We start from the raw sequence: 15,212 nt of genomic DNA, 5'->3' as shown, positions 1-15,212 counted from the left end.
GGCTGGGCCAGCATCATTGCTGGCCTTTCAGATTAAACGGGCGAACATAGGGCAACAGCTCGGTATCCAGTGTGACGCTGCGGCCACCGGTACCCACGCTGCCAAGTCCCTTCATTTCAAACTGCAGACCAATGACTTTTTCCGAAGTTGGCTTCAGGGTGACGTTGTCCGGCTGATTGTGCCACTCCAGGCTCATGTTGATGCTCCAGCAGCAGGAGTCGTATTTGACACCGATCTTGCGGTCAATGTTCACATCCTGCTTGATGTCACGGTAGTAACCGCCATACATCTGCCACTGATCGGCGATCGGCGCCATCATCACCAGACCCGCCTGGCTCAGATCTTCTGCCAGCGCCGTGTTGGTCGGATAGCGATAGTCCAGGTTGCCATCCTTGATGTAGCGGTAGTTGACCTGAGTGGTCAGCTTGCCGGTTCGGTACTCGACTGCACCGTTGCCAGCCGTAAATTCACCCTCGGAGGTATCGTACTGGGTCCCCGCATGGGCAAACCACTCATCGGTGATGCGGGCATCTCCCTCGAACGAGAGCAGGGAGCGGGCGTTGGTGCTTTCCGGATTTGAAGGGTAGAGGCGCACCTTGGGTGGTGTCATTTCAAAGGCCTGGGCCACCGCCAGACGCAACCGTTCATCACCCACATTGTCATAGACCCGGCTGGTCAGGCCAACGGTGACCCGGTTGGCATCGCTGATGCGGTCGAGACCGGCAAAGCGGCGGTCACTGAACAGGCTGTAGTAATCTTGACGGGTGGTGGTGGAGTCGTAGATCCCGATCTCGTCCTGATTTTTGTAAGGGATATAGAGGTACTGGAACTCGGGTTCCAGGGTTTGGGTGCCCTTGCCATCATACCAGTCGAGCGGCCGATCGAAGTTGACGCCCCCCTTGAGGCGGAAGGAGGGCAGAGTACGGGTAATGGTGCCCTCTTTCAGGGTCAGCTGTTTGCTGTCTGCATCGGTGAAGCGGCTGCGGTCCTGGCTAACCAGATTATCGGGTACCTCCTGGTTGTAGGAGGTAAACATCAGCTTGTACTGACTGGTCAGGTAGTAACCCGGTGCATCCACCAAGGGCACGGTCAGGGTTGGCGCCAGATGCAGGCGGGTGGCGGTATAGCGCTCACCTGCTTGCAGAGTGGCGGCACTGCCACTGTCATAGCCAAACTTGGTCAGTTCACTGTTCCAGGCCAGATCGAACCACTTGCCTTGCTGATAGTAGTTGTAGTCGATACGCGGCAGCATCTCGTGGGGCAGCAGCGCATATGGGCTCAGGATCTGGTAGCGGCGCACCTCGGAGGTGAGGTTCCAGTTAGGCTGGTAATAGCCGGCGGTGAAGGATTGCTGCAACTGGCTGTCGACCTGAGTGCCCACTTGCGGGCTGAAGTCGTTGAAATAGTTGTAGTCCTTGTCGCGCACCTGGGTGTAGTCGATGCCAAAACGCAGGCTGCCATCCATCAGGGCGGAGCCGTGACGGACGTTCATCAGGTAGCGATGGCCATCGGACAGGCCCGCCAGACTCGGATTGCTCGGGCTGTACTGCTTGTCATCCGCCAGATTTTCAAAATAGAGGGTGCCGGTGTGGGCAGGGTCCGGCATATAGCGGAACTCCACCTGCTCCATCAGGCCGCGTTTGTCCATAAAACGGGAGGTGATGGTGGCATCATAGTTGGGGGCAATGTTCCAGTAGAAGGGCTGGGTGATATCCATGCCGTTGCTGGAGCTTTGCTTGTAACCCGGGTAAAGCAGACCGGTCTTCCGCTCATCCTTGATGGGGAAGTTGATATAGGGGAAGTAGAACACCGGGTAGTCATAGAGCCAAAGGCTGGCGTTCCAGGCTTCGCCGAACACCTCTTTCTGGTCAATGTCGATGCTGCCCGCCTTGAGGGTCCACACTTCCTGACCGGGGGGGCAGGTGGTGTACTGAGCCCCCTCCATGGTGATGTTCTGGTTGTTGTTGGTCATCACCACGCGCTTGGCAAAGCCGCGCACCGGTGAGCCATGCACCTGATACTTGCCCTCTTCCAGTTCGGAGTTCTTGGTATCCAGGTTGGATTTGAGGGTCTTGTCGCTGGTGACGGTCACCTGACCGTCGTTGTAATAGATGTTGCCGATGGCGATGACATCCCGGCTCTTCTGGTCGAGCTGGGCATAGTCGGAGTCAAACTTGCGAACCCCCTGACGAACCTTGACGTCACCTTCATAGACGGCGGTGCCGCCCTGTTTGGCCTCGAGACGGTCAGCATCAACCTCGACCGGCTGTGCGTTGGCATCCTGATCCGATGCAGGCTTCTCTATCTTGGGAACATAGTCATAGCAGAGACTATCGAGAATGCCGGTGGCTGGCGGCGCTTCGAACGGAGCCGCCTGCACCATCATAGAGGTGAGTGCGGGGGCCAGGCTGATAGTCAGGGCGATGGGATAGCGGTACCCCAGTGTCCATTTTGTCATGTGAAAGACTCGTGCAATCCGTGATAGATACGGTTGATCCAAGGCATGCATTTTACGACAGGTTTCATCGAGTTGACATTGCATGTTAGGAGAGGAAAGGCTTTTTCCTTTGAAATCAACTGTTTGTTGGCTGTGAGTGTCATGGTTCCATAGCACGGAAAGTACACCATGCAGCCGACAAGCCTATCACACAGCGACCAGATTGTCGCTACCCTCGCCAAGCTCCCTGTGACCACTTTTGGCACTGCTTACACCAAGGAGGTTGCTCTATTTTTAGCCCGTCACATGAACAAGGCTCAGGGGTGGTCTGCTTGTTTATACATGCGGACGATAGCCAAGGGGGTGGGCTGTACGGTCAGAACGGTTCGTAATGCATTACGCCGGTTAGAAGAGTCTCAGATTCTTGAGACCGAGCACCGTAAACATGCTCAGGTAGACAACTGGAATTTGGCTTCTGTGTATAAGTTAGGGGCTGCTGTTCGCTCGCTTTGTGAACGTTCTTTCCGTACCCCCAGTAAGAGGCGTCCGGCTAAGTCTTTCGACTTTAGTAAACAAAGACAAAGTAACAAGGATCTCTCTCATCAGAAAAGTCATGGCTATAAATCAGCCAATGCAATAGAGCAGAACAAGGCTGCTTTAGCTGAAATCAAAAGCAGAATGTTAATTCTCTCACAGAATGAAAGGATTTGTTTGGGTAGCATTCCAGTAGATGTGAATCCATTTTTTCCACGGGGCTGCTGATGACAGATTTTACTAACGATCTGTATGAAAGGCTTATCAGCCAAAAGCGTAGGCTGCAAGATGAACGTTCCCAGAGAAGTAAAGTTGTATGGGCTGCGGTAACAGAATACCAACGTCAAGCATTACGCGATGAGTTAGAGCGGATTGTCAGACAAAGGGAGGAGGCAGGTCTTAAGCCTCTTTCTAAGGCAGCCTATCAGCGTGAAAAGAAGATGATTGAAGAGAAATTGAAGAAGCCTGAGTTTATTCGGCCTATCTTGGCGAAGGCAAATGCAGCAGTCAGCGGCCAGATTCCAAAGCCGTTATGGATGTTTGGCAGTGATTTCACCAGAAAAGGCTGGTAAGTAGCTTAATTGCTCATGTTGAATAGAACTCCCGTATGGCGTTGGCGACTTGATACAGACAATAGCGTCAACATCTGAACGGGAGCCCTGAGAGTCACAACTTACACCGTTCAATTGATGATGCGTAGGTGCGAGAGGAGTTCTTGGCTGATTGGGAGCTGGGCTTATCACATGTCACATAGCCCGCATCATTGACTCGAACCCCTAATTGATACCGTGGGATTACCATCAGCAGCCCGAGGACAATAGCAATAATGGTTACTCGGAGATCCCAGCGGCTGTTAAGCGGGCTGGTTATGTCGCCCTCTCTAGCTTTCTGGATTAGCCTAATGGGATACCAGATGCAGAACGGGATACATACAAACACAGCAATAACTTGCGGATAGCCGAGCAATTCAACAGGGTCAGCCAGTGGGCGGAATGCGGCTACAATGATTGCCCAAGGCTTGGTTATTACAAGCATGAAGACGATTATAGCCCACGCACACAACGCAATGACTAAGCGCCCTAGCGGTTTCTTACCCTTCACCCATCGTCTCCTTGACGTACTTTGTGAACTTCTCAGATAAGCCGAAATAGCCATCTACGGCATCTACGCCAAGACCCAGAGCGACCGATAAGGCAACAAGGGCTGTGCCGGATGCAGCGGTGATCGTAACTGTTGGAGCTGCCGCGATGATTATGCCTGCGACGATCAATGCTTTTATGATGTCCGAGACAGTGTTACCCACGAACTCTGCAAATGATGCGTCACGTACAATAACATCAACAGCGTTCACAGCAGCAGCAAAGGCAACATCTACAACAATGCCAACTTTTATCGTGTAGCGTGTCCCATGCTTTCCAAGGCCAAGCCGGACAATGTTGGGATTGCTAGCCTTCCAAATGTTGCCTGCCAATAAGGTCTTCAGGTGCTTTTTATAGCCCTTGATAATAACGTAATCCACGCCCTTGATGTTCTTGGTATAAGCCTGCACACCGAGCCCACCCAGCCCTTTTGCTAATGCAGCCCCTTCAAAGGTGGCCTTAACCATGTCGTATCCGCTTTTGCCATAGCCAGCGGTGCTCTTGCCGTTAATCTCAACCCACAAGTTGGTGTAGAACTCATTGGCTTCATGGAGTGTCAGAATCGCCGTCTCGATTACGCCTTGGGTGTAAACAACCTCCAGCTCTTTGCCTTGGGCGAAATCATACGGGGGCCAATAGGCGTTAGCTGCATCAATTGTCGGGGCTGAACTGGGGGAAGCTGGTGTTGAAGTTGCGGATGAAACGGGAGACGCGCTAGCAGCTCTTGCAGAAGCAGCACCACCTTGAGCCCCACCGAAGGTACTACCTTGCATGGCTATCACTCTGTTGCTGCCAGGTGGACACCCACACGCCACAACATCGTTATGCAAAGCAGCTGGGCCAGCGGGGAGATCTATTGTGCGTGGGCCATCAGGAACTATAGGGCCTTGGCCTTGTTTGCATTGGGGGCAACTAGCCATCTGGCCTATTGAGGTGAAGATTTTACCCTCGACCAAGATCCCATCATTGCCTTCCAAGACAACCCCGCCTGTTGTCGTGGCAGCCCCCTTCTGAATTACGTTTTGCATGTTCGGATTCCTACCTTAACTACTGGGAACCAAACACCTTACATGGTGGGCCTTAACTGAAGCCATACAGACAAATCTGATCGTGACAGCAGAAGACGCACAGTTTTCGTCTTTGGGTTGCTGGTCACGTTTCAAGTGAGAGGGTTCATGTCTTGTAAAGCTAGCTGACAAAACCAACAAAAAGATCTTGCTGAGTCCGTCTTGTCTATGGCACTATAAATGCGTGGGTATTTCTGCGCCCAGTTAGCCGACCTAGGCGAAGGTGAGTGACCAGCAGACTGCAAGACAATTCAATTAACCCTATTCTTCTATAGGGCGTATGTCGGCTAGCGCATCTAAATTGATGAAGGACAGGCGTATCATGAAACACCAAAACGATCACATCAAATTCCCTTCCGGTAATACTATCGAATTTTGCCGTAAAAAAGCCAAGAAGCTCGTCAAGGAAAAGGGAATAAAACTAGCTCAAGCGTTAGACATCATCGCTGAAATCAATGGTATTTCTGGTGGGTGGCACAATGCCATGCAGCAGCTTAATAATGCCATGCAGCAGCTTAATAATAATCCGCAGTCTTCAGCTTTAAATTTTACCAAACTTGGATCAACTGTTGAGAATAATAAGATTGGTGATGTTCTTGCTAATTATAATGCCCTTGGCAAGGGTGTAGAAAACTATCAAATCCCCAAATTTAAAACTGTTCTTGATAATCACCCTATTCCTAGTATTGATGCGGTAAAAGTAGGGGCTGCTATTTCAGAGCAGTTTGCAAATTTTAATAATCGGCATGCTGAATTGTTGAAACATGCTAATGTGGTTTCCGGCCTGATGGGTGCTCAAATTAGGGATTTGCCAAAAGTTCCGCCTATGCCTGCTGGTTTGGGAGAATTGCTGAAAGATGCTGGTGCTGCACTTCCTAAGCTACCTGATAATGTAGAACAGTTGATTCAAGGTGCTGGAGCTGCGACTTTTAAGCTACCTGATCATGTGGAACAGCTGATTCAAGGTGCTGGAGCTGCAACTTTTAAGCTGCCTGATAATGTGGAACGGCTAATGAAAGGGATTGATGCTGCAACTCCCAAGCTGCCAGAGAATTTGGAGCGGATGCTTAAAACTGTTGATACACTTATTCCTCGTGAATTAAGAGAGTATCAGGAGACACTCAAGCAGTTTGAGGATGTAGTTAACAAGCCTCTCTCTGATTTGAAAAAATAAAACTATCGTGTGATAGAGAGATTATAAGCGGGGCTAAATGCTCCGCTTTTATTTATTCTATGTGATAAGTTATGGAATCGAAGCCATTGGATGTCAGAAATGACAGTCCCATCATCCTGCCATCGACAATCATGAAAGCTGTTTTGTACTTTTCATTTAAAATCGAAAAGTTTTGTGCCTGCTCATAAATTCTTACATCGAAATTAATTTCTAAATTCCCATCTTCAGTTATTTCAGCACTTTTGAACATCATCACTACATTTTGGAAGGTTATTTTATTTACTTTCAAGTTAGTATCCATCTAGTAATTAAGGTTGGTATTCAGGAATAGTCTATAGAGTTTTAATTTGACTTTCTACTATTGGGAGTTGTGTATAAATTTTGAAAAATTTTGTGTGACCCCATCTTGAGTAGATGACCGACTTCATTTATCCCCGTACCCCCCATCGAGCAGGTACAGGTATCACCGCTGTTTTACTTTATGCCTAATCACGGACAAGCAATCACGTTCTCTCTCATGTAGGACAAGGCCAAAGGAATACGGCTGCATCTGCTCACTCATTAACCATCTGACGGCGGCAACAAACCATCGTTTTATGTCACCTCGTTTAGGTCTAATTGATCACGGCATTAATTTAGGGGTTTGACTTGTTGTCACCACCCCGAGATTATGTCACCAATTGTTGTCACCACTTAGAGAAACGAGATGCGTACATTTGCCTATTGCCGAGTATCCACATTCGATCAGGATACAGAGGCTCAGATCCTTGCTATCCGTAAGGCGGGCTATGAGGTTCAGGACAGCAGGGTAATCAGTGAAGTTGTGTCTGGCGGTATGCAGGCTATGCAACGCCCTGAGTTCAAGGCTCTGGTAGAGCACAAGCTAGAGGCAGGTGATCGCCTTGTGGTCTTGAAGCTAGATCGTCTTGGCCGTGACAGCATTGACGTACAAACCACGATCAAGCAACTCCAAGAAAAGCAGATTGAGGTAGTCAGCCTTGACCTACCAGTGAAGAACATCACAGGGCCGGAAGGAATGCTGATGATGCAACTGATGGCTGCCTTTGCTCAGTTTGAGCGAGAGAGGATCAAGGAGCGCACCAGAGAAGGCATTGAACGGGCCAAGGCTAAAGGTAAGAAGATGGGGCGCCCTGCGGCTACCGAAACCAGAGAGGCAGTCGCCAAGGCTCAAAGAGAGGGCCTGAGCCAATCCAAAACAGCCGAAAGGCTCGGGGTAAGTACACGAACCGTTAAACGTTACTGGGAAGGTGAAGAGAAAGCATAAGCAAGAGAAGAGGGAGCGGCCTATCAACAGCGCCAACTGTCGATAGACCTAGCGGATCAATCAACCATACAACCTGCGAGAGTTAGAATGAGGATTGAAGCACTTGGGAACGGATTTTATCGGATCGCAATCAACGGATCTACATACACTGTGAGCGGCTGGACTGACGCATTCCACACAGCATGGTGTCACGCTTGTATCGCTTCGGGGAGGATTGCTTAAGATGATCGAATTACTGATAAAGCTGCGGAAGTTCAAGAGCATAGAAAGCCTTGAGCAGGTGGCTGAGAGGATGTACGAGAAGGCACTGGCACAGAGCACAGCAGAAGCGGCAACAGTATTAGCAGCAGTGGATCACCGGAGGGCAGAGATCGCCAGCGGTAGGATCTGGGATGCTGGCAAGGTGCCTACTTACGTTTGGGCCTTGGTCGATTAACCATTACTCATAAGCCCTTGTAGCAGCAGGGGCTTTCTTGTTTTTAATAATCTCCACGAAATGAACGAGAAGGCCACCAGAAGCGTCTCTGAGATCGACTGTGACAAGGCCATGTAATGCCACTCACGCAGCCCAGAATGATCTGAGAGGCGAATAGGCGGGCTCTGGTGGCTGAATCTTTCGCTGTCCATCTGCAAGCCCCTGTTTGGTCAACTTTCCGTTCCCTTCCCGTTCCCTCTTGCTCCCTTCCGCCCTCCTTCCGTCCCATCACCTGCTTGACCTGGCTGTTCCCTCTGTTCCCCTGAGCACACTTTTGACCAGTGCTGTCTGAAAGTGTGGCCTATCCATGTCTTCCCTGTACCTCAGAGTGTCCCCTCACTTATAGGATAAAAGATTCCTCTGGGGTAACATTTAGATAGCTATAGGGTGTATCTATTATGGTTATAACAATGTAATTAATAATAGTATCTACCTAGTAGACTCTATGAGAAGCTTCAGCATAGCCCGAGAATAATCAATCTGAAGATTAGTAATTGTAATTATACCTACCTATCTTGACATAGTAGGAATAGTGCCAAAGGGGAATGAGTCCATTATCCATAACGTAGTATTAATAATGAAGGGATAACAGAGACTCAGAGCAACCAGATCCCTCTATGTCAAATCAAGTACATTCCTATAGTTCTATTTGAAATACTTCAACTTTTATTCCCTTGTGTCTAGGATGTGCAGCACATTCTCACGGCAAGCAAGGTAAATAGAAATGGGGAAGAAGCAAAAAGGTAAGAGCCTACGCCTAGTGAAGAAGGAAGCGAATAAGGTGGCACAAGAGGCAGCACCGGTAGAAGCACAGGTAGAGTCCAGTGAGAAGGAATGCACAGCAGCACCTATCAACATTGCTTCTATTATCGTGGATGAAAAATACCAATACAGAACTGAAATGAGCAGGGTGTCTATTTCAGATTATAAGGCCCTTATTCTGAAGAATGTGAAATGGCATTCCCCAATACACATTGGTCTGTTCGATGGTGAACACTATCTGCTTGATGGGTTCCACCGTCTTGAAGCGTACAAGAAATTAAATCGTGAAGAGATTCCCGCTGGACAATGGGAATTGAAGGAGTATGCGTCTGAAAATGAGATGGCCGCCTATTCCATGAAAACAAACCTGCATCATGGATTGAGGAATACAGCTAAGGATGTCCATTCAGTATTGGATAAGCTTTATGATTCTGGGGACACTGCATTTCGTCATAAGGGAATTCTCTCCCTTGAGATTATCCGTGAAAAGGTGTTCGACAATAAAATAACAGGAAGAATGCTGAAAACAGCATACAGGGATCTAAAAGGGGAGGACGGCAAAACCCTTCATCAGAAGCACACAGATCTTCGTGATGCCTACATTCGCCTTAGTTTCGATAATGGGACTAGCACTGTAAAAGAGCTGGCCAATGAGGTTGGTATGTCCGAATCAGGTATCAGGAAAATCATTGATGCTGGTAAGGAGAAGAACGACCCTAAGAAATTGCAGGAAGAAGCAGAGCAAGTAGCCAAGGCACTACAAGAGGCTGAGGAAGCAGAAGAGGAAACCACACTTTCAGACAGCACTGGTCAAAAGTGTGCTCCGGTAGCTCCTTATCATAGTGGTCTACCTATCATCACTTCTGAAGCTGAACCTGTATCACCAGAAGAGGAAACCACACTTTCAGACAGCACTGGTCAAAAGTGTGCTCCGGCAGAACAACAAGCGATGCCTAGTGTAGGCGCAACACGTTTCAATACCATAAAAAATGCGCTTGTCAGTGTAGGAGTCCCAGAGGTTAAAGCATTCTTCATCGCAATGCACACAGCGAATTCTGAAGACCCTGAGAAGGTAAAACAACTGAAGCGCAAGCAGCTTGAAATTAAACGGATTGCGCGTGAGGAGTTCAGTAAACGTCAAATCGCAAATAGTGAGCAATAACGCCTCCTAACCATCCCATCAATCGACCCCTCAACAACCCATCACAACATCCCATCACCTTCTTCTCTTCTATGGGCCTTTCCCCTCGCTTATAGGAGAGAAAATCCAAAACCAAAAACAACGAGAAGAAAAAATGATCGACCTTTATTATGTCCAAATTGCTAGGGAAGAAAGGTGCCAACGTGAAGCCCGTAACCGTGTCCAGAAACAAATGGATAAGCTGGCTCAAGATGGCCGACACTCACAGAGGAAGCCAGAACATTACCTTATTCAGCACTCTCTGGAACGGCTTATTAATGTATTTGAGAATAAGATCAGTAGGTGGCGTGAGGCAAATGAGAAAGGTAAGCCGACAAATGACGCTGAATCCTGTAAAGCATTAAGTAAGCTGACAAAAGAGAACCTGCACCTATTTATTGCTGAGGCTCTGTCAGACTGTATTGATTTCAGTATGGGAAGGAAGTCCCGCTGTAACGTAAGTATGAAGATTGGTGCGCGCCTTTCTCACATGTTCTTGCTGCAAGAGCTGCAAACTAACCACGCCAAAGAATACAAGAAGGCGATTAAGCGTATGCGTCAGAAAGGGGAGGAACGTAAGCGCGTAGATACCCTTTCATTTATTAGTAAAGTCGCTGGGGTTGACCAGTCCCTTAAAACAAAGACGTTTGAAGGTAACGTTGGTCTACGTGTGATGCTCATTATTAAGGAAGTGACTAAATACTTCTATGAAGAGATGGTACAAGGGGGAAAGAAGACGGAGTATTATCTGCGGATAAACGGCAAGGTTGGTGAATGGATCGCTGACGGTATTAAGCATCAGCTAGACATTGCCTACTACAATACGCCAATGATCGTACCTCCAACTAATTGGGGGAATGGTCTAGTTATTGGTGGTGGCTACCTATCAACAGCACAGCTACCAATTCCATTTGTAAAGGTAGCAACACGCAGTTACCTAGAGAGTCTGGATGAAAGAAACGATCCCCGCCTTGCAACGGTCTTTAATGCAGTGAACTATGCGCAAGATACAGGCTGGCGAATCAATAAGCGGATAATGAACCTGATACAGTATGCGCTAGATGCTGGGATTTCTATCGGGTCACTCCCTGAACTGGTAGCGCATACAGAAACGCCTAAACCTCGTTATTCTGACGAAGCAGCAGAAATACTAAAGACATGGCATGAAGCCAAGACGAAAAACGAAGCATTCAATAACAGGGAGGTGTGGATTGCCACATTATCAAAGTCCCAGCAGCGTTGGGTAAACGACCATCTTGAATGGAGGAAGCGGGAAGAACTACGGCATAAGAACAACCATTCTCATGCTGCGGAATGGATGGACGTTGCCCGTAATTTGGCTACAGCTAAGGAGCTGTCTGCCTATTCATCTTGCTACATGCCTCACCAAGTAGATTTCCGTGGCCGTGTCTATGCTGTAACTCAAGGCGGGATCAACCCACAAGGGCCAGACTACATTAAGGCCATGCTTCAATTTGACGTAGGCATTGAGCTTGGGGAACGGGGCTGGTATTGGCTACGCTGGCACACAGCGAACGTCTGGGGCGAAGATAAGGCCGCACATGCTGACCGTGTAAAGTGGACTGATGCGAACATCGACATGATCCAGATGATCGCCAGTGGCCCGCTACAGTACCGTGAATGGGAAGCTGCTGATAAACCGTTCCAGTTCCTAGCCTGTTGCTTTGAAATAGATGAAGCATTGAAGACACAGGGCGGGCCTACCAAGTATGAAAGCCGTATGCCTATCGCTTTAGATGGCTCCTGTTCGGGTCTTCAACACCTTGGCATGGCTACCCGCTGTGAGACTACAGGACGAGCTGTAAACCTTTTGGCAGGTGATAAGCCTAGTGACATTTACCAAATTGTGGCTGACAAAGTGGCCGCTTATTTGGATCAGGTTGTCTCTGGGGAATTGCGAGTCAAGAACGAGGGATGGCAGGGACAGGCGGATAAGTGGATCTCTTGGCCTGATGCTTGGAAGAATGGGAAGCTCTTACGCTCTATTACCAAGCGTTCTGTAATGACCTATCCCTACGGCTCTGCTGAATACGGGTTCGGGAAGCAGCTTCGTGCAGACATACTAGATCCTGCTTATGAAAAGGCCCAGAAGATCGCCTACACACAAGGTAAAGCTGTAAAGGATGTGTTCCCTTGGGAAGACGAAGCCGAACTGAACACGGCGGGCTGCTTCCTTGCTTGGCTAATTTATAAAGCTGTGGTTGAGACTGTGGTTGTCCCTGCACAGGTGATGGCAGAACTGAAGAAGCTCGCCAGCTTGATCAATAAGGCTGGTACAGATGTATGGTGGACAACACCGCTTGGATTCCGTGTTGAACAGCGATACAGGGATGAAAAGACAGGCCGCCTTGATAGCGTGGTTAAGGGGCTATCTTTTTACGATCCAACTTATGGAGAGGATGGAGAGGGTAAAAAGGCTCCGAGAATGCAGGTATCATTTAAATACAAGACAGAAAAGCTAGATAAAAATAAACAGAGGGACGCAATAGCCCCTAACGTTGTTCATTCTCTTGATGCCACGCACTTGATGATGACTGTATGCGCCTGCATGAAGGAAGGCATTAAGCACTTCGCATTGATCCACGATTCTTTCGGGACACATGCAGCTAATACCGATCAGATGTTCCGTATTGTTCGAGAACAGATGGTTGAGCTTTATAAGGCTGATCCGCTTGGGCAAATCATTGAGGATTTGAAGGGACAGATGATGGAAGACGACCTTAAAAAGCTACCCAAGCCGCATAGTAAAGGGCAGCTCAACATAGAAGAGATCTTGGAATCTCAATACGCTTTTGCATAGCTTTAAGTCATAGCGTTTAGCCTCACTTATAGGAGAGAAATACGATCCGTAAAGGCTCGCTGGACTCAGTGGGCCTTTTCTTTTTAATGCAAGAAAAAAGAACAGCAATAAATAAACACAAGAAGATTAAAGATCTACTGGCTGCGTAGCTATCAACACGCGCTCCTACGTGAAATCTTCAAGGGGATTACCCTGCGAACTATAACAATCTCACGTAAGAGCACGTTATGGAGTGGGCTGGACACACCAAATGAAGCCTCGCTCAGATAGCTGCCAGCGTGAAGTTAACCCCTTCTTGTAGGTATGCCAGATGTTTCCTCTGTATAGAGGCTATTGAATTGCTCACCGACTGTGTTGTGAACCGGAATTTAAACTAGCTTTCAACCTGAGTCTTGGCACTGCCTGATGCCAGGATCTTCTGATACTCATACTTTGAAACTTGACGCACCGAACACTTGCATTCCTCGCTATTGGGTGGGAAGTGCGTTTCCCACCATGGATCATCAACAGGTAGTACCAAGCCATGCCACTGAGGATGGCAAGGCACAAGACTTGGGCCAAGTTGATAGATCAAGTATGGCATTGCACGTTTAGTTCGTTGAATTCTTTGCCATTGTTGGTTCGCTCTCTCTATTCTTTTTTCCATCGCACTCTCTTTCATAAATCCCTCTGTCTGAACAGGCACAACTAGCCAGAGGATACACTTAATCCCCCCTATCTCAAGACAAGCCAATCCCTTTGGCTACAACATCACACGCTTCTTTATGTCGTGCTTTTTCTGCTGCTCTTGCTTGCCTATTGGTTTAAGCGTGTGGGGCAGTAAGAGAAGGGACGGCAGGAGAGGCACAACATAAAGGAAACCAATAAATGAAAACTCAAAACATCCAAACTGTAGAACTGTGCTCCACGATTGCTGAAGTCCGTATTTTTGATGGCATGTATTACCTGAATGACCTTCACCGTGCCTACTGTGAATTGAAAGGTATTACTAACCGTAAAGCCGCTCCCTTCGATTGGTATTCATGGCACGTTGATACTCTCGGCGCTGAACTCATTGAACTTGACATTATCAAGTCAGGGAATGATAAGCCTATGGGTACTTATACTAACCTGCTTGGCCTTGCTGCTTATGCCTATTACCTTGACAACAAATCTTATGTTTCTGGCACTGATTACGACATTGGTGAATTTACATTGGCCCCTAGCTATGAATACTACAAAGATTACGAGAAAGCATCTGAGCAACTGGATCATGCCGTAGAAATGGCAGACAAGAATAAAGCCTACAAGCAAGAAATTATGGACGCTATTTATGATCTTGTTGGTGCAGGTGAAATCTGGGACGTTATTGATGAAGGTAATACTGAATTGGTAGCCATGCTGATTAGCTGGACATCCTTTAAGGTACGTTCCCGTAAGAGTGCAGAATACATTATCAAGAATCTCCCCAAGGCTTGCACAAACTTCCGTGAGCTTCTGGGTAAAACACAAGCGTAAGAAATAGAATCTGGGGCTAGGTAAGCAAATGTCCGAATTTCGGATAATTTCCATTAGGATCTAAATGGTGAAGCCTAGCCCCTCTCATGGATGGACATAAACAATGAACATTAAATTTAAAAATACACAATTCACAATCCCTTCAGATGAACAAGGGCTCTATAGCGCAACAGTCCTAAGCCAAGCATGGGCTGAAGAAGGTGGGCATGTAAACGCTTTGAACGGTTGGATTCGTTACCTTGACGAAGATAAAATAGGTAAATTCTCCCTAATTTCCAGTCGGGGCCGAAATGGCGGTACATGGGTAAATAAGCGGGGGCTGCTGGCATTCGCTGCATACTGCTCTGAAGAGTTCGAGGACGCAGTATTTGATGCGTTTGATGAGCTGACCAAGGGAAACATCTATAAAGCTGCTGCTATTGCTGAATCTGTAGCTGTGTCTCCTGAACTGCTGGATAAGTACGAGAAGGTACGGCAGGAAATGAACGATACGATTAAGGAATGCGGAGGGGCTATGGGCCGCCATGCCTTCAGTAATTATCATCGTTTGGCCTGTAAGGGGGCTACTGGTTATGTCCCATCTGTCCTGACGGGTAAGAATGGGTCAGCTAAGAATTATTTGGCTGAAGCTGAATGCCCTGAAGCTCTTACTGCTGTAATTGCTGCTATGGATTTGGTGAGCAAGGGGCTGAAGGCTGGTCTGGATTATCAAAAGACTGCTTTCATGCTCAATGTTAAAACCCCAAAGAACGGGGAGTTTTTCTCCTAATAATAAATGGGGAGTATCCCCTCACTTATAGGAGAGAAAACCTCTTCCGGTAATTAATTATTTGCTTGGACT

12 protein-coding genes and 1 pseudogene are annotated in these 15,212 nt (G+C 47.9%); 9 read left to right on the top strand and 4 right to left on the bottom strand.

Annotation, left to right across the window (positions count from 1 at the left end; translation table 11 throughout):
* Positions 1 to 13: 13 nt before the first annotated feature.
* Positions 14 to 2,458, bottom strand: coding sequence for an LPS assembly protein LptD (gene lptD, locus AACT07_RS03245; protein ID WP_069526578.1), 2,445 nt, complete (start codon positions 2,456 to 2,458; stop codon positions 14 to 16).
* Between the two features lie 168 nt (positions 2,459 to 2,626).
* Between lptD and AACT07_RS03240 the strand changes: the two genes are divergently transcribed.
* Positions 2,627 to 3,199, top strand: a complete 573-nt coding sequence (locus AACT07_RS03240) for a helix-turn-helix domain-containing protein (RefSeq protein ID WP_069526576.1) — start codon at positions 2,627 to 2,629, stop codon at positions 3,197 to 3,199.
* Positions 3,199 to 3,543, top strand: a complete 345-nt coding sequence (locus AACT07_RS03235; RefSeq protein WP_069526574.1) for a hypothetical protein — start codon at positions 3,199 to 3,201, stop codon at positions 3,541 to 3,543. The genes AACT07_RS03240 and AACT07_RS03235 overlap by 1 nt, the downstream gene beginning before the upstream one ends.
* A 518-nt stretch (positions 3,544 to 4,061) precedes the next feature.
* Here the strand turns inward: AACT07_RS03235 and AACT07_RS03230 are convergent.
* A complete protein-coding gene (locus tag AACT07_RS03230; protein ID WP_253182220.1) occupies positions 4,062 to 4,883 on the bottom strand; it encodes a hypothetical protein in 822 nt (273 codons plus the stop codon).
* 36 nt (positions 4,884 to 4,919) lie between these two features.
* Positions 4,920 to 5,138, bottom strand: a pseudogene (locus AACT07_RS03225) (PAAR domain-containing protein); the annotation flags it as partial.
* A gap of 361 nt (positions 5,139 to 5,499) precedes the next feature.
* Between AACT07_RS03225 and AACT07_RS03220 the strand changes: the two are divergent.
* Complete coding sequence (locus AACT07_RS03220; RefSeq protein ID WP_069526570.1) at positions 5,500 to 6,351, top strand: hypothetical protein; 852 nt, start codon at positions 5,500 to 5,502, stop codon at positions 6,349 to 6,351.
* A 52-nt stretch (positions 6,352 to 6,403) separates the two neighbouring features.
* Here the strand turns inward: AACT07_RS03220 and AACT07_RS03215 are convergent, their stop codons facing one another.
* Positions 6,404 to 6,640, bottom strand: a complete 237-nt coding sequence (locus AACT07_RS03215) for a hypothetical protein (RefSeq protein ID WP_069526568.1) — start codon at positions 6,638 to 6,640, stop codon at positions 6,404 to 6,406.
* A 417-nt stretch (positions 6,641 to 7,057) separates the two neighbouring features.
* Here AACT07_RS03215 and AACT07_RS03210 point away from each other — a divergent pair, with 417 nt between their 5' ends.
* The 6 genes from AACT07_RS03210 (at position 7,058) to AACT07_RS03185 (ending at position 15,140) form a co-directional block, all read left to right on the top strand.
* Entirely contained in the window at positions 7,058 to 7,636 is a 579-nt protein-coding gene (locus AACT07_RS03210; protein WP_069526567.1) for a recombinase family protein, read from the top strand.
* 223 nt (positions 7,637 to 7,859) lie between these two features.
* Positions 7,860 to 8,072 (top strand): Hha/YmoA family nucleoid-associated regulatory protein, encoded by a 213-nt coding sequence (locus AACT07_RS03205; RefSeq protein WP_069526566.1) that lies wholly within the window; start codon positions 7,860 to 7,862, stop codon positions 8,070 to 8,072.
* Between the two features lie 763 nt (positions 8,073 to 8,835).
* Positions 8,836 to 10,035 carry a ParB N-terminal domain-containing protein gene (locus tag AACT07_RS03200; RefSeq protein ID WP_069526565.1) on the top strand — a complete coding sequence of 400 codons (1,200 nt, stop codon included), beginning with the start codon at positions 8,836 to 8,838 and terminating at the stop codon, positions 10,033 to 10,035.
* Positions 10,036 to 10,168: 133 nt separating this feature from the next.
* Positions 10,169 to 12,874: a DNA-directed RNA polymerase gene (locus AACT07_RS03195; RefSeq protein ID WP_069526564.1), complete on the top strand. Its 2,706-nt coding sequence runs from the start codon at positions 10,169 to 10,171 to the stop codon at positions 12,872 to 12,874.
* Between the two features lie 867 nt (positions 12,875 to 13,741).
* A complete protein-coding gene (locus tag AACT07_RS03190; protein WP_069526563.1) occupies positions 13,742 to 14,371 on the top strand; it encodes a hypothetical protein in 630 nt (209 codons plus the stop codon).
* A 103-nt stretch (positions 14,372 to 14,474) separates the two neighbouring features.
* The gene (locus AACT07_RS03185; protein WP_069526562.1) at positions 14,475 to 15,140 is read left to right on the top strand and encodes a KilA-N domain-containing protein; all 666 of its coding nucleotides are present in this window, start codon (positions 14,475 to 14,477) and stop codon (positions 15,138 to 15,140) included.
* The last annotated feature ends 72 nt before the right edge of the window (positions 15,141 to 15,212 follow it).

It is taken from the genome of Aeromonas sp. ANP5 (assembly GCF_963870295.1).
Classification (GTDB): Bacteria; Pseudomonadota; Gammaproteobacteria; order Enterobacterales; family Aeromonadaceae; genus Aeromonas; species Aeromonas veronii.
The sequence above is the reverse complement of the archived record's forward strand: the minus strand, read 5'-3'. Positions and strand labels throughout refer to the sequence as shown.